Raw genomic sequence first — 18,189 nt, 5'->3', positions numbered from 1 at the left:
AACCTTGCCCTTGGGGCAAGGTCAAGTGCGACGATGGCCGGGTGCTCACCATCGGACAGCTCGCCGGGTACGTCGGGGTGACGGCCAAGACGATCCGCGTCTACCACGCCAAGGGACTCCTCCCCGAGCCGCCGCGCGACGCGTCCGGCTACCGGCGCTACAGCGCGGCCGACGCCGTCGAGCTGATCAAGATCCGCACGCTCGCCGAGGCCGGCGTGCCCTTGGCGCGCATCCGCGAACTCCGCTCCGGCGACGCGCTCCGGGACGCTCTGCGGCAGATCGACGACGACCTCTCCGCCCGGATCGACGGCCTTCGCGCCACTCAGGAACGGCTCCGGCAGCTCGCCGACGGCCATCTGTCCGCGCTGCCCGCCGACGTCGTGGACCACCTGTCCCGCTTGCCCGGTCTCGGGTTCAGCGAGCGCTGGGTGGCGCTGCAGAACGACCTGTGGTTGCTGGTGTTCGCCACCCACCCCTCGACGGCTCGCGCGTCCTTCCAGGACCAGGCGGCGATATTGACCGACCCGGCGCTGCTCGAGGTGGTTCTCGAGTACGACCGGCTGCACGACCTCGACCCGCACGACCCCCGCGTCGACGCGCTCGCCGAGAAGCTCGTCTCGGCGACTCGCGCTCGCTATGGCGCGGATATGCCTGCGTACGACCGGGGTTCCGCGATCCCGGCGCTGGTGCAGGGTGCCGTCAACGCGTCCTCGCCGGCGTGGCGGCGGCTCGACACCCTGCTCCGGAAGCGGCTCGGAGTCAGCTGAGCGACGCCAGATCCGCCGTCTTGAGCTGCTCCGCCGTCACCTTCGTCCGGCCGTCCACCAAGGCGCCCAACGCATCCCCGTCGTCCCACATGTTCACGTTCATCGCCGCCGACACCTCGCCGTTGCGCAGCCAGAACGCCGTGAACTCCCGTGATGACAGGTCCCCGCGGACCACCAGCTCGTCCGCGACCGGGTCAGCGAGACCCCGGTACTCGCACCCCAAGTCGTACTGGTCCGTGAAGAAGTACGGCGAACCCAGGAAAGGCTCGTTCTCCCCCAGCAGGTTCTGCGCCACGTGCGCGCCCTGGTCCTTCGCGTTCGCCCAGTGCTCCACGCGGATCCGGCGCCCGTAGCGCGGGTGGAAGTGGGCCGCGATGTCGCCCACCGCGTACACGTCCGGGGCCGCCGTGCGCAGGCCCGCGTCCACGCACACCCCGCCGTCGTCGGAGAGCTCCAGGCCCGCCGCGTGGGCCAGCTCCACCCGGGGCGCCGCGCCGACCGCGACCAGGACCACGTCCGCCGTCAGCTCTTCGCCGCCGCTCAGCCGGACGCCGCGGACGCCGTCCGGGCCGCCCGTGATCTCGGCGACCTGCTCGCCCAAGCGGTAGTTCACGCCGTTCGAGACGTGCAGGTCCCGGAACACCCCGCCGACCGTCTCCCCGACGACGTTCGCCAGCGGGACGGCCACGGGATCGACGACCGTGACGTCGGCGTTGTGCGTGCGGGCCGCGGCGGCGGCTTCGGAGCCGATCCAGCCGGCGCCGACGATCACCACGCGCTCCGCCTCGGCGAACGCCGACCGGAGCTTGAGCGAGTCGTCGAGGCTGCGCAGCGTGTACAGCCCGGGCAGGTCGCCGCCGGGCACCGGGAGCGTGCGCGGGCGCGAGCCGGTCGCCAGCACGAGCCGGTCGTAGCGGTGCTCGCCGCCCGCGTCGTCCAGGACCAGCCGCGCGCCCAGCTCGAGCCGGGTCGCCGTGACGCCCGCGCTGAACCGGATGTCGTGCTCCGCGTAGTACTTCTCTTCGTGCACCCAGTCGGGCTCGTCGGTGGTGCCGAGCAGCACGCCCTTCGACAGCGGCGGCAGCTCGTACGGCCGGTGCGGGTCGGCGCCCATCAGCAGGACTTCGCCGGTGTAGCCGCGTTCGCGCAACGCGGCCGCGGCCGACGCACCGCCCAGGCCCGCACCGACGATGACGATCTTCCGCGGCTCCGACATCAGTGACCTCCACGTCGACGAGTCGGTGCGGACGGTACTCCCGAACGGGCCCGGCCACGACCGGGGGATACGCCGGAAATCCGCGAAGCGCAAGAGAAAACCCGCGAGTAGGCAGATCGGGTGAACCGGCGTCATAGCGCTCCCGCGCCTCGCTCCCACCCTCGCACGGAGCACGACCACGAAGAGAAATCGGAGGGCGGCGACCATGAGTCGGGGCGAATGGTCGGTGGGCTGCCGGGATCTGGCCGGCCGGCGCCGGGACGTGACGGTGTTCGTCAGTCAGGACAAAGTGGTGCTGGTCGCGCCGCCGGGCGAGGCCGCGGTACTCGGCCCGCTCGACGTCGGACGGCTGCGCGCCGCCCTGCGCGACGCCGTCGTCGCGACGGCGGACGAGACGACCGAACCGTGAGCCGAAGACACTGACAACTACCGTTCCTACTTTCCAGTAGGTTAGAGTCGGCCCGTCTACGGAAGGGACCGGCCATGACGACCTACTTCGTGACGGGCGCGACGGGCTTCATCGGGCAACGCCTGGTCGCGCGCCTGCTGCGGCGGCCGGAAACGACCAAGGTGCACGCACTGGTTCGCGAGACCTCGCGTGAGCGCCTCGCCGGCCTGGCCCGGGATTGGCCGGGCGCGGACAAGCTCCACCCGGTGGTCGGCGACCTCGCCGAACCCCGGCTCGGCGTCGACCCCGCCGGGACGGGGCACCTCGACCACGTCGTCCACCTCGGCGCGATCTACGACCTCACCGCCGGCGAGGACGCCAACCGCCGCGCCAACGTCGAGGGCACCCGGCACCTGCTCGCTTTCGCCTTGGCCGCGAAAGCGGGCCTGGTGCACCACGTGTCCTCGATCGCCGTCGCGGGCGACCACGCCGGGCGGTTCACCGAGGCCGACTTCGACCTCGGCCAGCACTTCGGCTCGCCGTACCACGCGACGAAGTTCCAGGCCGAGAAGCTCGTCCGGGAGCAGTCCCTGCCCTTCCGCGTCTACCGGCCCTCGGCCGTCGTCGGCGACTCGCGCACCGGCGAGATGGACAAGGTCGACGGCCCGTACTACTTCCTCCCCGCCATTTCGCGGCTGGCGGCGCTGCCCGCGCGGCTCCCGCTGGCCGCTCCCGGCCTCGGCGCCACGAACCTGGTGCCCGTCGACTACGTCGTCGACGCGATGGAGTACCTGATGCACCGGGACGCGCCGTCCGGGGCGACCTACCACCTCGCCGCCGCGCGGCCGCAGTCGCTCAACTCCGTCTACAACGCCTTCGCGCGCGCCGCGGGCGGGCCGACGATCCGGGCCGTGCTGCCCGCGCGGGCGTCCGGGATCGTGCGCCGCGCCGGCACCCGGCTGGCCCACGCCGCCGCGGCCGGGGTCGACCGCGTGCCCGGCGGCCGGGCCGCCCGCGCCGCCGTCCTGGAGGAGCTGGGCATCCCCCTCGAAGTGCTGCCGCACCTGAGCACCGACGTCGTCTTCGACACCGCGCGCACCACGACGGCGTTGTTCGGCAGCGGCATCGAGCTGCCGGAGCTGCGGGACTACGCGGCGCCGCTCTACCGGTACTGGCGGGCCCACCTCGACCCCGACCGCGCCCGGCGTCGGCACGGCTTGGCCGGGCGGACGGTGCTGATCACCGGGGCGTCGTCCGGGATCGGCCGGGCGTCGGCGCTCGCCGTGGCGCGCACGGGCGCGAAGGTGATCCTCGTGGCCCGGCGCGCTTCGGAGCTCGAAGAGGTGCGGGACGAGATCATCGCGGCCGGCGGCGTCTCGGCGGCGCACCCCTGCGACCTCACCGACGGCGACGCCGTCGACGCGCTGGTCAAGGACGTGCTCGGCGAGCACGGCGCGGTCGACATGCTGGTGAACAACGCCGGCCGCTCGATCCGGCGCTCGGTCGCGCTGTCCACGGAACGCTTCCACGACTACGAGCGCACGATGGCCATCAACTACTTCGGGCCGGTGCGGCTGATCCTCGGGTTCCTGCCGTCGATGGCCGAGCGGAGGTTCGGCCACGTCGTCAACGTCACGACCCAGGGCCTGCAGACCGACACTCCGCGCTTCTCGGCGTACCTGGCGTCGAAGGCGGCGCTGGAGGAGTTCGGGCTGACGGCCGGGCGCGAGACGCTCTCGGACGGCATCACGTTCACGTCGGTGCGGATGCCCCTGGTGCGGACGCCGATGATCGCGCCGACCGGCTACCGCGGCATCCCGTCGAGCAGCCCGGAACGCGCGGCCGCGCTGGTGGTGAAGGCGCTGGAGGAGCGTCCGGAAATCCTCAGCCTCCCCGAAGGCCGGGCCGCCGAGCTGGCGACGCTCACCGCGCCGCGGCTCGCCCGGTTCGCCGCGCACCTCGCCTACCGGGCGATGCCGGAGTCCGCGCCCGAGGCACGCGACCTCCCGCGCCGGCCCGCGCCGGCGGCGGTCGCGGCGACGGTGACCCGCTTGTTCTGGCGCCGTCGTGCTTGATCCCCTCGAATTCCGCCGAAGCACTGGAATTCCGATGACGGTACTTCTACCCTCGCGCGAGTCCCGTACACCGGTGCGGGCGTGAACTGGGGAGTTCGGAATGCCGGAAACCAGCAGTACTGGGGAACGATCCGCGGTGGCCGACGAGACGGCCGCCATCGGCACCGCAAGGCACACGACCGGCTGAGCAAGCGCCCCAAGGCGGCCTTGGGTGCGCTCAACGCACCGAAGGCCGCCTTGGGTGCTTCCAGCGCACCGAAGGCCACATTGGGGCGCTTCCGCCTGCGGACCGGCGGGCCCGGCGGTGCTGTTCGAGCCGGTGACCGCCCCGGCCGCTACCATCGCTTCCCGGGCGTGATCGGGGAGCGGAAGGCGGGCAGGCGTGGACGTGGCGAGTCCGGCGCGCGCCGCCGCCCCGGAGCCCGTGCCCGCGAAACCCGCCCGGCCGCTGCTGCGCTGGGGCATCCACGCCGGCTGGGTGGTGCTGCTCGCCCTGGCCACCGAACTTCGCGTCGGCCGCTTCGGGTTCCACCCCTCCGACCAGGGCTTCATCCTCGCCCAGGCCTGGCGCGTCCTCCACGGCGAAGTCCCGCACGCCGACATCATCTCCGCCCGCCCGCTCGGGTCCGCGGTGCTGCACGTCGCCGACTACGCCCTCCCGATGCCGCTGTTCTTCGGGTCGAGCTTCCTCTCGATGATCGAGATCATCGTCGCCACCATCGCCTTCGCCACGCTCGTCACGCGCCGCCGGGTGCTCGACTGGGGTCCGGGCATGACCGCGATGGTCGCGGCGGCGTCGCTGATCAACCTCAACGCCTTCCCGCTGATGGCCTGGCACACCGTCGACGGCATCGCGCTCACGGCGTGCGGCGCGTGGGCGCTCGACGCCGGCCTGCGCGGAGACCGCGCGCTCGCCCGGCGCGGCGGGCTGGTGCTGCTCGGCTGCGCCGTGTTCGTCAAGCAGAGCTTCGTGTTCGCGGCCGTGATCGGCGTGCTGTGGCTGCTGCTGCACCCGGCCACCCGCGCGGGGACCCGGCGCGTGGTCCGGCTGCTTCTCGACCTCCTCGCGCTCGGCGCGCCCGGGCTCGTGTACGTGGCGTGGGTGAGCCTCGGCGGCGGGTTCGCCGAGATGGTCGAGCAGCTGACCGGCGGCGTGCCCGCGTACGGCCAGCGGCTGCTCGGGCTCTGGCTCGAAGACCCCGAGGTGCTGACCCGGGCACCGATGCGGGAGCTGGGCTTCTTCGCCGCGATCGCCGTCGTGCTGCTGGCCGTCCGGCTGCCCGGTGACCGGCTCGGCGCGGCCGGGCGCGCCGCGTCCTGGGTGCTCGTGCTCGCCGGTGCCGCGGCCATCGTCTGGACCGTCGTCGACGGCCGGTTCACCGGCTCGTCGCGCTGGGCGGACGTCCTGTGGTGGATCGTCGCGGTGAGCGTGCCGGTCTACGCGGCCGTGCGGCGGAAGGTGCCGTGGGCCGGGCTGCTCGTGCTCGCCACCGGCTTCATGACCAGCCTGTCGTGGGGCAACGACACGCCGACGCTGCTCACCGGCACCCTCGCCCTGACGGCGTTGCTGCTGCTGAGCCACGTCGTCCCGCCGCGGCCGCGGCTCGCGCGCCGCTGGGTGACGGCGACGGCGGGCCTGACGGCGGTGGCGGTGTGCGGCTGGGTCGTCGTCGCGCGCCACGACCAGGCGGCCTACCTCGACCTCGGGCACGACCGGCTGACCGCGGACCTCGGCGACGTCAGCCCGGCGATGGCCGGCATCCGGACCAACCCCTCGACGCACACGTTCGTCCGGCAGATCCGCGACTGCCTCGACCGGTTCCCGGCCGCGAAGACGGCGATCCTGCCCGACAGCACGTTCGCCTACCCCGCGTTCGGCCTGCGCAACCCGTTCCCGCTGGAATGGCCGCTGCCGCTGGAGATCGTCGGCGACGCACCCCAGCGGATGCTCGCGAAAGCCGACGACCTGAACCGCGAAGGAGGCTACCTGGTGCTGTTCGAGACGGATTCGATCCGGATGCTCGCGACCGGCGGCCCGGTGCCGGAGTCGATCCCGGTCGACACCCCCGTGTTCGACTACCTGGGCCTGGAGAAGGCGATCCAGGCCCGGCTCACGGGCCGCGCGGTCACCTGCGGCAGCTTCGTCGGGAAGTACGCGCCCTAGCCCTGCTCGCCCCGGACCAGTTCGAGCAGGCTCTCCGGGACGTCGTTGCCGAACAGGCTCTCGAGGAGGACGGCGTCGTCGACGGGCGTCGCGCTGCGGACGAACATGGCTTCCTCGTACCGGGCGATGGCGGCTTCGACGTCGTCCGGCTGGGCGGCGAGGGCCTGACCGAGCTCCGCGCCGTCGAGGATCGCCAGGTTGGCGCCTTCGCCGTTGGGCGGCGCGAGGTGCGCGGCGTCGCCGACGAGGGTCACGCCCGGCACGCGGGCCCAGCGGAGCCCGACCGGCAGCGCGTAGTGCGGGCGCAGGACAGGGTCGGTGTCGCCGTCGGTGATCAACGCCGTCAGCTCCGGCGCCCAGCCGTCGAACTCTTCCGCGATCCGCGCGGCGGCGGTGGCGGGGTCGGTGAAGTCGATGGTCGCGAACCAGTCGAGCGGCCGGGAAAGCGCGACGTACGTGTGCACGGTGTCGCCGCTTTCCCGGTGGGCGTTGATCCCGTCGTCCGGCGAGCCGCCGTGCGCGACCATCGACCCGCCGCCGACCGCCGCCGCGGTGGCCGGGTGCTGGGTGTCGGCGTCGAACAGGTAGGTCTCGACGAACGCCGTGCCCTCGTACTCCGGCGTGGCGTCGGTGAGCAGCGGCCGGACCTTCGACCAGGCGCCGTCGGCCCCGACCAGCAGGCTGCTGACGACCGTGGTGCCGTCGGTGAAGGTCACCTCGTGGCAGCCGTCGTCGAGCGTGCGGACGCCGTCGACCTTGTACCCCCACCGGACGGTGCCTTCGGGGAGCGCGTCGATCAGCATCTGCCGCAGCTCGCCGCGCTGCACCTCGGGCCGGCCGCCGGTCCCGTCGTCGACCTTCTCGAACAGCAGGTTCCCGTCCTGGTCGAGGATCCGCATCGCCTGGCGGCCGTCCAGGACGAGACCGCGGAACTCGTCCACCAGGCCGGCGGCTTCGACCGCGAGCTGCCCGTTGTAGTCGTGGATGTCGAGCATCCCGCCCTGCATGCGCGCCATCGGGGAAGACTCGGCCTCGTAGACCGCGACGGGGATGCCGTGGACGTGCAGGACCCGGGCCAGGGTGAGGCCACCGAGGCCGGCGCCGATGATCGTGACGTTCATGGATGCTCCTTCGGTTCGTTTCGCGACGACCGAAGATTCGCGCGCGGCTCTGGTGCGGGCCGCACACCGCACTGGCACGCCCCTGGCATCCGCTGTCAGTCGGCCAGCAGGTCGTCCGGGCTGCCGTTCGCCAGCGCCGCGAGGACGTCGAGGGCCGCGGAAAGCGTCGCCACCGGCGGGGCCGACACGGCGATGCGCACGGCGTTCGGCGCGTGCCCCGGCAGCACCGCGAACGCCGCGGCCGGGGACAGGGCGATGCCCCGGCGGGCCGCCGCCGCGACGAACGTCTCCGCCCGCCACTGCTCCGGCAGCTCCCACCAGCGGTGGTAGGACGCCGCGTCGCCCCGCAGGCCCGGCAGCTTCGCCTCGACCACCGAAGCCCGCGCGGCGGCGTCACGGCGTTTCGCGGCTTCGACGTCGGCGAGGGTGCCCGTCACGATCCACTGCGTTGCCGCTTCGACGGCGAACCGCGACGCGGCCCAGGCGCCCGACCGCACCGACGACGCCAGCCGCGCGGTCCAGGCCGGCGGCACCACCAGGAAACCCGCCGTCAGACCGGGCGCGACGCGCTTGGACAGGCTGTCGACGAACACCGTCCGCTCCGGCGCGTACGCGGCGAACGGCCGGACGTCGTCGCGCAGGAACGTGTAGATGCCGTCCTCGATCACCGGCAGGTCCAGCCGGGCGACGACGGCGGCCAGCTCTTCGCGGCGTTTTGGAGGCATGGTCGTGCCGAGGGGGTTGTGCAGCGTCGGCTGGACGTACAGCGCGCGCACCGGCCCGGCCGCGGCCAGGGCTTCCGGGTCCAGGCCGTGCTCGTCGGTCTCGATCGGCACCAGCTCCACGCCGAGCCTCGACGCGACGGCCTTCACCACCGGGTAGGTCAGCGACTCGACCGCGAGCCGCTCCCCCACCGGCACGAACGCGGCGATCGCCGCCGCGATGGCCTGGCGGCCGTTGCCGGTGAACAGGATGTTTCCCCGGTCCGGCCGCCAGTCGCCGCGGGTGAGCAGCGTGGCCGCGGCCTCCCGGGCGGCGGGCGTACCCGCGGCGCCGATCGGGTGCAGGGCCGCGGTGAGGACGTCGGCGCGCAGCAACGGTTCCAGCGCTTTCGCCAGCAGCGCCGACTGGTCGGGCAGGACGGCGAAGTTGAGCTCGAGGTCGACGCGGGCGTCCCCGGGTTCGGCGAGCGCGGGTTCGGGCGGCGGCTTCGCGGCCCGCACGAACGTGCCGCGCCCGACCTCACCGACGGCCAGGCCGCGCCGGACGAGCTCACCGTAGACGCGGGCGGCGGTGGAGTTCGCGAGACCGTGCTGCCGCGCGAAGCGGCGCTGCGGCGGGAGGCGGTCGCCGGGGCGGAGGCGGCCGGCCTCGATGTCGGCGGCGAGGGCGTCCGCGACGACGCGGTAGTCGTCCATGTCCACCTTCCCGCCTTCGATCGTCCTCGAGCATGATCCCAGCCCGCTAGATTGGCGGTGGAGGTGCCATGACCGACAAGACCTGGGCCGAAGTCGACGACTACCTCACCGCCGCGCTGCTTTCCCCCGATCCGGTGCTCGACGACGCGCTCGCCGACTCGGCCGCCGCCGGGCTGCCGCACATCGCCGTCGCGCCCAACCAGGGCAAGCTGCTGAACCTGCTGGCCCGCCAGGCCGGGGCCCGCTCGATCCTCGAGATCGGCACGCTCGGCGGGTACAGCACGATCTGGCTGGCCCGCGCGCTCCCGGCCGGCGGCAAGCTCGTGACCTGCGAATACGAGCCCAAGCACGCCGAAGTCGCCCGAGCCAACCTGGCGCGCGCGGGCTTCGGCGACGACGTCGTCGACATCAAGGTCGGCGCCGCGCTCGACACGCTGCCGACGCTGACCGGGCCGTTCGACTTCATCTTCGTCGACGCCGACAAGCGCAACCTCGCGAACTACGTGCGCGCGTCGCTGGAGCTGGCGCGGCCGGGCACGACGATCGTCGTCGACAACGTCGTCCGGCAGGGCCGGGTGACCGACCCGGCGAGCACCGACCCGGACGTCGTGGGCGTGCGGGAGATGTTCGGCCTCCTCGCCGCCGAGCCGCGGCTGGACGCGACCGCCGTCCAGACCGTGGGCGGCAAGGGGCACGACGGGTTCGTGCTGGCCCTGGTCCGCTGACTCAGCGCGGCGGCCGCACCACGGGTGGCGGGCCCGGGGTCATCGACCGGGCCGGTACGCCCTGGTGCGCCGCCGCCATGAACCCGCGCCAGATGTCGGCCGGGACGACGTCGCCGGTGAGCTTCGCGCCGTTCGCGTCCGTCAGCCGGCGGTCGTCGTCGGAGCCGATCCAGACCGCGGCCGCCAGCTGCGGGGTGTAGCCGACGGCCCAGGCGTCCTGGTTGTCCGGGCTGCTGCCGTGCTCGGCCTCGCCGGTGCGCAGCGCGGTCCCGCTGCCGTCGGTCAGCGTGCCGGTGACCTCCCGGGCGATGCGGCGGCTCTCGTCGCCGTCTTCGTCGAACGCGGGGCGCGCGGTGTCGGTGTGCTCCCAGACGACGGCGCCGCTCTCGTCACGCACCTTCGCCACCAGGTGCGGGGTGGTGCGGCGGCCGTCCGCGGCGAAGGTCGCGTAGGCGCTCGCCAGGTCGAGCGGCCGCAGCGGGTACCGGCCGATCGCGATGCCCGGCCCGATGAGGAAGCCGTCCTTCTCCCGCATCGTCGGCGTGCCGTCGACGGACTCGGGGATGCCGGCCTGCCGCGCGGTCTCGCTCAGCGCGTCCGGGCCGAGCTTCTTCGCCAGTGCGACGAACGGGCCGTCGGCGTGCGCCTGCATCGCCGCGCGCGGCGTGCACTTGGGGCCGCAGACGTCCGGGTACTTGAACTTCTCGCCGAGGAACTCCTGCTCCTCGGGCGCCGGGACCGGCACGTCCGGACCGTAGCCGCGGCGCAGGGCGGCGGCGAGCGTGAACGGGTAGAACGCCGAGCCCGCCGCGTGCGGAGTGCTCGCGTAGTCGCGGACGCCCTGGTCGCCGCCCTGGTAGACGCGGACGGCCCCGGTCTTCGGGTCGACGGCGACCACCGCGCCGCGGAACTCCTTCGGCTCGCCCTTCAGCCTGTCCTGCAACGCTTTCTGCGCGGCGTCCTGCATGCCGCGGTCCAGCGTGGTCTCGACGGTCATGTTGCCCTGCTGGAGCCGGCCGAGCGGGAAGCCGTCCTGTTCGAGCTCGGCCAGGACCTGCTGCTTGATGTGGAACTGGTCGTAGGTGACGCGGCCCGCGCGGGTCTCCGACGGCGCTTGGATTTCGTCGCCGGGGTAAGCCATCGGTTCGCCGGCCTTCACGTAACCGCGGGCGACGAGCTTGTCGTGGACGTACTGCCAGCGCCGGGCGGCGTGGGCGTCGCCGGACGCGGCCGGGTCGTGCACCGACGGCGACTGGATCATCCCGGCCAGGAACGCGGCCTCGCTCCACGTCATCGAGTCGTCGAGCTTCTTGCCGAAGTAGGCGTTCATCGCCGCGGCGGGCCCGAACGTGCCGCGGCCGAAGGAGATGATGTTGACGTAGCTCTCGAAGATCTGTTCCTTGCTCTGCTCCTGGGTGATCTTCGTGGACAGCACGAGCTCGGCGAACTTGCGCCCGAGCGTCGCGTCGTCGTCGCCGGTGGACTTCTTGATGTACTGCTGGGTGATCCCGGACCCGCCGCCGACGCCGGTGAGGAACGCGCGGCCGATGCCGGTCGGGTCGAAGCCCTGGTTGTCCCAGAAGGTCGGGTCCTCGGTGGCGATGATGGCGTCACGCAGCTTCGCGGGCACCTGCGAGTAGGGCACGAACGTCCGGTCGCCGTCGGCCGGGATGACCTTGAGCAGCGGCGACCCGTCCGAGTACTGCAGGACGACGGTCTTGTCGAGCCCGGCGAGGACCTCTTGCGGGCTGCGGACGTCGAGCACGAGGTAGGCGACCCAGAACGCGATCAGCGGCACGCCGACGAGCAGCCCGAAGCTCCAGTAGCCGATCCGCCGGATCCGCCGCCACCGCCGGCGGCGCGGGGTGTCCGGCTTCGCGTCTTCTTCCTCATTTTCCTCGGTCGCCAAGGTCACGAATGGATGACGGCTGAACGGGTGAGAAGGTTCTGTGGAGAACTAACGAGGTTGTTCGAATCCTGTCAAGACGAGCTACGCCAGGAACGCGCGCAGGAGCGACGCCGTGCCTTCGATGTGCTCGGCCATGGCCTGACGGGCCGCGGGGGCGTCGCCGGCCAGGATCGCGTCGACGATCGCCTCGTGCTGGGCGTTCGAGTGCTCGAGGTTGGGCGGGAGCAACGGGATCCGGTCGAGCAACTGGTTGACGCGGGTGCGGGCGTCGGCCATCGCCGTGGTCAGGGAGCCGGACGCGGTCACCTCCGCGATCGCGAGGTGCAGGCGGGAGTCCTTGCGGCGGTAGTCGTCGAGGTTCGCGCTCGCGGCTTCGGCGAGCGTGCCGGTGAGGTGCTGGCGGTCGGCCGGGCTCAGCGAACGGGCAGCCGCCATCTCCGCGGCCCCGGTTTCGAGGACGTAGCGGATGCACAGTGCGTCTTCCAGCGTGACGGCGTCGACCTTGCCTCCGGGTGACCGTTCCGGCGGTCCGGGCAAAACATCGTTCACGAAAGTGCCGCCGTAACGGCCCCGCCGTGACTCGACGTAACCGGCGTCGGAGAGGGCCCGGATGGCTTCGCGGAGCGTGACGCGGCTGACCCCGAGGCGCTCGGCGAGCTCCCGCTCCGACGGCAGCCGCTCCCCCACGCCGACGACGCCGAGGCGGATGGCCTGAAGCAGCCGCTCGACGGTCTCCTCGAAGGCGTTGCCCGCGCGGACCGGCCGGAACAGCGCTTCACCGGCATTCACCACCGAGGTCGGTTCCATCCCGCGAGTTTAGGCCGCGGCGAGTGGATCACCCCCGGCGCGGCGCACCTTCGGAGTGGCCACGGCCGGTCGCTGTCGGTGACAATGACGTTCGCCCGCGGAAAAACCGGTGGAACCGGACGGCCACGGTCGGCGACGATGACACCACCGACACCGAACATCGACGCAGGGGGCGATCCGGTGCACTTCTTGATGGCCGAGGATCTGGTTCACGAGCGGGAGAACGAGTTGCGCGACGGCGTCCGCAACGGCCCCTCGGGGCGAGCGACGCCGAGCCGCAGCACGGGAACGAGGAAACAGCAGCTCGGCTGGAGATTGGTCGAGGTGGGGCTGAAGCTGGCGGTGGAGGACGAAGACCGGCGCAACTGAGGTCGCTTTCACGTGAAAGCTCCGTTACGAGACCGGCGCTTTCACGGGAAAGCTGCGCCGGCCGTCAGCACTCGATGACGTTCACCGCCAGCCCACCACGGGCCGTCTCCTTGTACTTCACGCTCATGTCCGCGCCCGTCTCGCGCATCGTCTTGATCGCCTTGTCCAGCGTCACCACGTGGCTGCCGTCGCCGCGCATGGCCATGCGGGCCGCGTGGATCGCCTTCGACGCTCCCACCGCGTTGCGCTCGATGCACGGGATCTGGACCAGCCCGCCCACCGGGTCGCACGTCAGGCCGAGGTGGTGCTCCACCCCGATCTCCGCCGCGTTCTCCACCTGGGCCGGCGACCCGCCGAGGACCTCCGTCAGCCCCGCCGCCGCCATCGCCGACGCCGAGCCGACCTCGCCCTGGCAGCCGACCTCCGCACCCGAGATCGAGCCCGTCTGCTTGAGGATCGAGCCGATCGCGCCCGCCGTCAGCATGAACTTCACGATGCCGTCGTCGGTCGAGTGCCGGATGAACCGCTGGTAGTAGTGCAGCACCGCCGGGATGATGCCGGCCGCGCCGTTGGTCGGCGCCGTGACCACGCGGCCGCCCGCCGCGTTCTCCTCGTTCACCGCCAGCGCGTACAGACTGACCCAGTCCATCGCGTACAGCGGGTCGTCCGAACCGTCCTCGGCGAGCAGCTTCTCGTGCAGCGCGCGAGCCCGCCGCGGCACCTTCAAACCACCCGGCAGGACGCCTTCGTGCGTGCAGCCGTTGCGGACGCACTCCGCCATGACCGCCCAGATCGCCAGCAGCCCGTCCCGCACCTCGTCGCGTGAACGCCAGGACAGCTCGTTGGCCAGCATGATCTCGCTGATCGGAAGCCCGGTCGACGCGCAGTGCCCGAGCAGGTCCGCGCCCGTGCGGAACGGGTACGGCACCGGAGTCGAGTCCTCGACGAACACCGCGTCGGTCTCGTACGACTCGTCGCGGACGAAGCCGCCGCCGACCGAGTAGTACGTCCGCTCGCGGAGCAAAGAACCGGAAGCGTCGAACGCGCGGAAGACCATGCCGTTCGGGTGCGCCGGCAAGGACTTGCGCCGGTGCATCGTCAGGTCGTTGTCCTCGTCGAACGCGATCTCGTGCGTCCCGGCCAAAAGCAGCCGGCCGGACTCCCGGATCTCCGCGACGCGCACCGGCACGGTGTCCGTGTCGATCTCTTCGGGACGCTCACCCGAAAGCCCGAGCAGGACGGCTTTGTCACTGCCGTGGCCGAACCCGGTCGCGCCGAGCGAGCCGAACAGTTCGGCCTGGACCCGGGCGGTCGCGGCGAGGTCGTCGCCGAGACCGTCCACAAAGGTCCGTGCCGCCCGCATCGGCCCGACGGTGTGCGAGCTCGACGGGCCGATGCCGATGGAAAACAGGTCGAAGACGCTGATCGCCATTGATCCGCCCCTTCCTATCGCGCCAGCAGGGAGCTGGCTTCTTGCGCGGCCGGGCCCTGGTCGGCGAGGTGCTGCAGGTTCTCCGGCAGCTCTTCTCCACGGTAACCCTTGGTCTGCGCGTAGAGCCGTCCCGCGCGATACGACGACCGCACCAGCGGCCCCGCCATCACACCGGCGAAGCCCATCGCCTCCGCAGCCTGAGAATGCTCGACGAACTCCTCCGGCTTCACCCACCGATCCACCGGATGATGCCGCGACGACGGACGCAGATACTGCGTGATCGTCAAAATCTCACACCCCGCATCGACCAAGTCCTGCATCGCCGGAGCCACCTCGTCGGGAGTCTCACCCATGCCCAGGATCAGGTTCGACTTCGTCACCAAACCCGCTTCACGCGCGGCGGTAATGACTTCCAGCGAACGCGCATACCGGAAACCGGGACGGATCCGCTTGAAAATCCGCGGCACCGTCTCCACGTTGTGCGCCAACACCTCCGGCCGCGACCCGAACACCTCAGCCAACTGCGCGGGGTCGGCGTTGAAGTCCGGAATCAGCAACTCCACACCCGTACCCGGGTTCAGAGCGTGGATCTGCCGAACGGTCTCGGCGTAGAGCCAGGCACCGCCATCTTCAAGGTCATCCCGAGCCACGCCGGTGACCGTCGAGTACCGCAGACCCATCGCCTGGACCGACTCCGCGACCTTCCGCGGCTCGGTGCGGTCGAGGGCAGCCGGCTTACCCGTGTCGATCTGACAGAAGTCACACCGACGCGTGCACTGATCACCACCAATGAGGAACGTGGCCTCACGGTCTTCCCAGCATTCGTAGATGTTGGGACATCCTGCTTCTTCGCAGACGGTGTGCAGACCTTCGCGACGCACGAGACCCTTGAGTTCGGTGAACTCCGGCCCCATCCGCACCCGCGTCTTGATCCACGGCGGCTTCTTCTCGATCGGCGTCTCACTGTTGCGGACTTCCAGCCGCAGCAGCTTCCGGCCCTCGGGCAGCGCGCTCATCGGGAGAGGTCCGCGTACAACGGGTGCTTCGCGGCCAGCGCCTCGACGCGGTCGCGCAGCTTCGAACGCAGGGCGTCGTCGAAGTCGGGCTTCAAGGCTTCCGCGATGACGTCGGCGACCTCGGCGAAGTCGTCCGCCTGGAAACCGCGGGTGGCCAGCGCCGGGGTGCCGATGCGCAGGCCCGACGTGATCATCGGCGGGCGCGGGTCGAACGGGACGGCGTTGCGGTTGACCGTGATGCCGACCTCGTGTAGCCGGTCCTCGGCCTGCTGACCGTCCAGACTGGACTGGACGAGGTCGACCAGCACCAGGTGGACGTCGGTGCCGCCGGTCAGCACGCGCACACCGGCGTCAGCGCAGTCCTCCTGCGAGAGCCGCGCGGCCAGGATGCGCGAGCCCTCGAGGGTGCGCTCCTGACGCTCGCGAAACTCCTCGCTCGCGGCGATCTTCAGCGCGACGGCCTTGGCCGCGATGACGTGCTCCAGCGGCCCGCCCTGCTGACCCGGGAACACCGCCGAGTTGATCTTCTTCGCCAGCTCCTGGCGGCACAGGATCAGGCCGCCGCGCGGGCCGCCGAGGGTTTTGTGCGTGGTCGTGGTGACGATGTCGGCGTGCGGCACCGGCGACGGGTGCAGCCCGGTCGCGACCAGCCCCGCGAAGTGCGCCATGTCGACCATGAGGCGAGCGTCGACAAGGTCCGCGATGCGGCGGAACTCGGCGAAGTCGAGCTGACGCGGGTAGGCGGACCAGCCGGCGATGATCAGCTTCGGCTTGTGCTCGACGGCGAGGCGCTCGATCTCGGCGAGGTCGACGATGCCGGTCTCTTTGTCGACGTGGTAGGCGACGACGTTGTAGAGCTTGCCCGAGAAGTTGATTTTCATCCCGTGCGTCAGGTGGCCGCCGTGCGCCAGGTCGAGCCCGAGGATCGTGTCGCCCGGCTTGAGCACGGCGAACATCGCGGCCGCGTTGGCCTGCGCGCCCGAGTGCGGCTGGACGTTCGCGTGCTCGGCGCCGAACAGGGCCTTCGCGCGGTCGATGGCGAGCTGCTCGACGACGTCGACGTGCTCGCAGCCGCCGTAGTAGCGGCGGCCCGGGTAGCCCTCGGCGTACTTGTTGGTCAGCACCGAGCCCTGCGCCTCGAGCACGCCCACCGGGGCGAAGTTCTCGGAGGCGATCATCTCCAGGGTGGACTGCTGGCGGGTCAGCTCGTCGGCGACGGCCGCCGCGACCTCGGGGTCGACGTCGGCGAGGTGAGCGTCGAAAGTCGTCATCAGTTCTCCTGGGTGAGCTGGGCGTACGCGGCGGCGTCGAGCAGCTCCGGGACGTCGCCCGTGAGCCGCACCTTGAGCAGCCAGCCTTCCGTGTACGGGTCGGAGTTGATGACCTCGGGGGTGTCGGCTGTGGTGCCGTTCACCTCGACGACCTCGCCGGAGACCGGCGCGTACAGCTCGCTGACCGACTTGGTCGACTCGACCTCGCCGAACACCTCGCCCGCGGTGATCGCCGAACCGGCCTCGGGCAGCTGGACGAACACGATGTCACCGAGCGATTCGGCGGCGAAGGCGGTGATGCCGACGGTGGCGACGCCGTCCTCGACGTTCAGCCACTCGTGTTCCTTCGTGTACTTCAGGTTCTCGGGGATGCTCACGGTGAAAGTCCTTACGCGCGGGAGTAGAAGGGAAGGGCGACGACCTCGACGGGCTCGATCCTGCCCCGGATGTCGACGGACAGCTCGGTGCCGGGCTCGGCGTACGCCCGATCGACGTACGCCATGGCGATCGGGTAACCCAGCGTCGGCGACAGCGCGCCGCTGGTGACCTCGCCGATCTCGGTGCCGTCGGCCAGCACCGGGTAGCCGTGCCGCGGAGCGCGGCGACCGGCGCCTTTCAGTCCCACTCGCACCCGCGGGACGTCCTGCTTGGACCGCTCTTCGAGGGCCGCGCGGCCGACGAAGTCACCCGGCTTCTCGAACTTGACGACACGCCCGAGCCCGGCCTCGAAGGGGCTCTGCTCGAGAGTCAACTCGTTGCCGTACAACGGCATCCCGGCTTCCAGGCGCAGCGTGTCGCGGCAGGCCAGGCCGGCCGGGACCAGGCCGTGCGGCTCGCCGGCCTCCATCAGCAGACGCCACAGCGCGGGCGCCTCGTCGGCGTTCACGAACAGCTCGAAGCCGTCTTCCCCGGTGTAGCCGGTGCGGGCGAGGAGGACGTCGTGGCCCTTCACGACCGCCGGGACGCTGGCGTAGTACTTGAGCGCGCCCAGGTCGGCGTCGGTGACGGCGCCGAGGATCGCGACGGCGTTCGGGCCCTGGACGGCGATCAGCGCGGTGGTCTCGCTGCGGTCGTCTACGACGGCATCGAAGCCCGCGACCCGCTCTTCCAGGGCGTCGGCGACGACCTTCGCGTTGCCCGCGTTCGCGACGACCAGATAGTGCTCGTCGGCCAGCCGGTAGACCACCAGGTCGTCGAGCACACCGCCGGAGGCGTCGCAGATCATCGTGTACCGAGCGCGGCCCGGCTTGACCCCGGTGAGGTTGCCGACCAGGGCGAAGTCCAGGACGTCGGCCGCCTGCTTGCCGGTGACGTGGATCTCGGCCATGTGCGAGAGGTCGAACAGCCCGGCCGCCTCGCGGACGGCCTTGTGCTCGGCCAGTTCGCTGTTGTAGCGGACCGGCATGGACCAGCCGGCGAAGTCGGTGAACAGCGCACCGAGTCCCTTGTGGACTCCGTGCAGGGAGGTTTCGCGAGACATGTTCGCCTTCCGTAGGTGGTCGTGAGTGAGA

The 18,189-nt window shown here is 71.6% G+C and carries 16 protein-coding genes; 6 read left to right on the top strand and 10 right to left on the bottom strand.

Annotated features, from left to right (window positions below; genetic code table 11):
• The first annotated feature begins 41 nt into the window (after window positions 1-41).
• Window positions 42-767, top strand: a complete 726-nt coding sequence (locus AB0M59_RS22750; RefSeq protein WP_364617946.1) for a MerR family transcriptional regulator — start codon at window positions 42-44, stop codon at window positions 765-767.
• On the opposite strand, the gene AB0M59_RS22745 is transcribed toward AB0M59_RS22750, so the two are convergent.
• Window positions 760-1,983, bottom strand: a complete 1,224-nt coding sequence (locus AB0M59_RS22745; RefSeq protein ID WP_364617945.1) for an FAD-dependent oxidoreductase — start codon at window positions 1,981-1,983, stop codon at window positions 760-762. The two genes, AB0M59_RS22750 and AB0M59_RS22745, sit on opposite strands and share 8 nt — an antisense overlap.
• Window positions 1,984-2,188: 205 nt before the next feature.
• Here AB0M59_RS22745 and AB0M59_RS22740 point away from each other — a divergent pair, with 205 nt between their 5' ends.
• From AB0M59_RS22740 to AB0M59_RS22730, 3 genes are all read left to right on the top strand, one after another.
• A complete protein-coding gene (locus tag AB0M59_RS22740; protein WP_364617943.1) occupies window positions 2,189-2,392 on the top strand; it encodes a hypothetical protein in 204 nt (67 codons plus the stop codon).
• A gap of 74 nt (window positions 2,393-2,466) precedes the next feature.
• Complete coding sequence (locus AB0M59_RS22735; RefSeq protein ID WP_364617941.1) at window positions 2,467-4,446, top strand: SDR family oxidoreductase; 1,980 nt, start codon at window positions 2,467-2,469, stop codon at window positions 4,444-4,446.
• Window positions 4,447-4,828: 382 nt separating this feature from the next.
• Window positions 4,829-6,610 (top strand): hypothetical protein, encoded by a 1,782-nt coding sequence (locus tag AB0M59_RS22730; protein ID WP_364617939.1) that lies wholly within the window; start codon window positions 4,829-4,831, stop codon window positions 6,608-6,610.
• Here AB0M59_RS22730 and AB0M59_RS22725 read toward each other — a convergent pair.
• Window positions 6,607-7,731, bottom strand: a complete 1,125-nt coding sequence (locus AB0M59_RS22725; protein ID WP_364617937.1) for an NAD(P)/FAD-dependent oxidoreductase — start codon at window positions 7,729-7,731, stop codon at window positions 6,607-6,609. The two genes, AB0M59_RS22730 and AB0M59_RS22725, sit on opposite strands and share 4 nt — an antisense overlap.
• Before the next feature lie 95 nt (window positions 7,732-7,826).
• Window positions 7,827-9,149, bottom strand: a complete 1,323-nt coding sequence (locus tag AB0M59_RS22720; RefSeq protein WP_364617935.1) for a PLP-dependent aminotransferase family protein — start codon at window positions 9,147-9,149, stop codon at window positions 7,827-7,829.
• Window positions 9,150-9,217: 68 nt separating this feature from the next.
• Here AB0M59_RS22720 and AB0M59_RS22715 point away from each other — a divergent pair, with 68 nt between their 5' ends.
• The gene (locus tag AB0M59_RS22715; protein WP_364617933.1) at window positions 9,218-9,874 is read left to right on the top strand and encodes an O-methyltransferase; all 657 of its coding nucleotides are present in this window, start codon (window positions 9,218-9,220) and stop codon (window positions 9,872-9,874) included.
• 1 nt (window position 9,875) lies between these two features.
• On the opposite strand, the gene AB0M59_RS22710 is transcribed toward AB0M59_RS22715, so the two are convergent.
• On the bottom strand, window positions 9,876-11,783 hold the full coding sequence (locus tag AB0M59_RS22710; RefSeq protein ID WP_364618104.1) for a transglycosylase domain-containing protein: 1,908 nt from the start codon (window positions 11,781-11,783) through the stop codon (window positions 9,876-9,878).
• A gap of 81 nt (window positions 11,784-11,864) precedes the next feature.
• Entirely contained in the window at window positions 11,865-12,590 is a 726-nt protein-coding gene (locus tag AB0M59_RS22705; RefSeq protein WP_364617931.1) for an FCD domain-containing protein, read from the bottom strand.
• A 138-nt stretch (window positions 12,591-12,728) separates the two neighbouring features.
• On the opposite strand from AB0M59_RS22705, the gene AB0M59_RS22700 reads away from it, so the two are divergent.
• A complete protein-coding gene (locus AB0M59_RS22700) occupies window positions 12,729-12,959 on the top strand; it encodes a hypothetical protein (RefSeq protein ID WP_364617929.1) in 231 nt (76 codons plus the stop codon).
• Window positions 12,960-13,023: 64 nt separating this feature from the next.
• Here AB0M59_RS22700 and AB0M59_RS22695 read toward each other — a convergent pair whose 3' ends face one another.
• The 5 genes from AB0M59_RS22695 to gcvT are packed head-to-tail and all read right to left on the bottom strand — an operon-like array spanning window position 13,024 to window position 18,158.
• Entirely contained in the window at window positions 13,024-14,391 is a 1,368-nt protein-coding gene (locus tag AB0M59_RS22695) for an L-serine ammonia-lyase (RefSeq protein WP_364617927.1), read from the bottom strand.
• A gap of 14 nt (window positions 14,392-14,405) precedes the next feature.
• Window positions 14,406-15,407 (bottom strand): lipoyl synthase, encoded by a 1,002-nt coding sequence (lipA, locus tag AB0M59_RS22690; protein ID WP_364617925.1) that lies wholly within the window; start codon window positions 15,405-15,407, stop codon window positions 14,406-14,408.
• On the bottom strand, window positions 15,404-16,678 hold the full coding sequence (gene glyA / locus AB0M59_RS22685; RefSeq protein ID WP_364617923.1) for a serine hydroxymethyltransferase: 1,275 nt from the start codon (window positions 16,676-16,678) through the stop codon (window positions 15,404-15,406). Before glyA ends, lipA begins: the two co-directional genes overlap by 4 nt.
• Window positions 16,678-17,055: a glycine cleavage system protein GcvH gene (gcvH, locus tag AB0M59_RS22680; protein WP_364617921.1), complete on the bottom strand. Its 378-nt coding sequence runs from the start codon at window positions 17,053-17,055 to the stop codon at window positions 16,678-16,680. The genes glyA and gcvH overlap by 1 nt, the downstream gene beginning before the upstream one ends.
• Window positions 17,056-17,066: 11 nt before the next feature.
• Window positions 17,067-18,158 (bottom strand): glycine cleavage system aminomethyltransferase GcvT, encoded by a 1,092-nt coding sequence (gcvT, locus tag AB0M59_RS22675; RefSeq protein WP_364617919.1) that lies wholly within the window; start codon window positions 18,156-18,158, stop codon window positions 17,067-17,069.
• Between the last annotated feature and the right edge of the window lie 31 nt (window positions 18,159-18,189).

It is taken from the genome of Amycolatopsis sp. NPDC051371 (assembly GCF_040682155.1).
GTDB lineage: Bacteria > Actinomycetota > Actinomycetes > Mycobacteriales > Pseudonocardiaceae > Amycolatopsis.
Note: the sequence above shows the minus strand (reverse complement) of the source record. Positions and strands in the feature narration are given on the sequence as shown.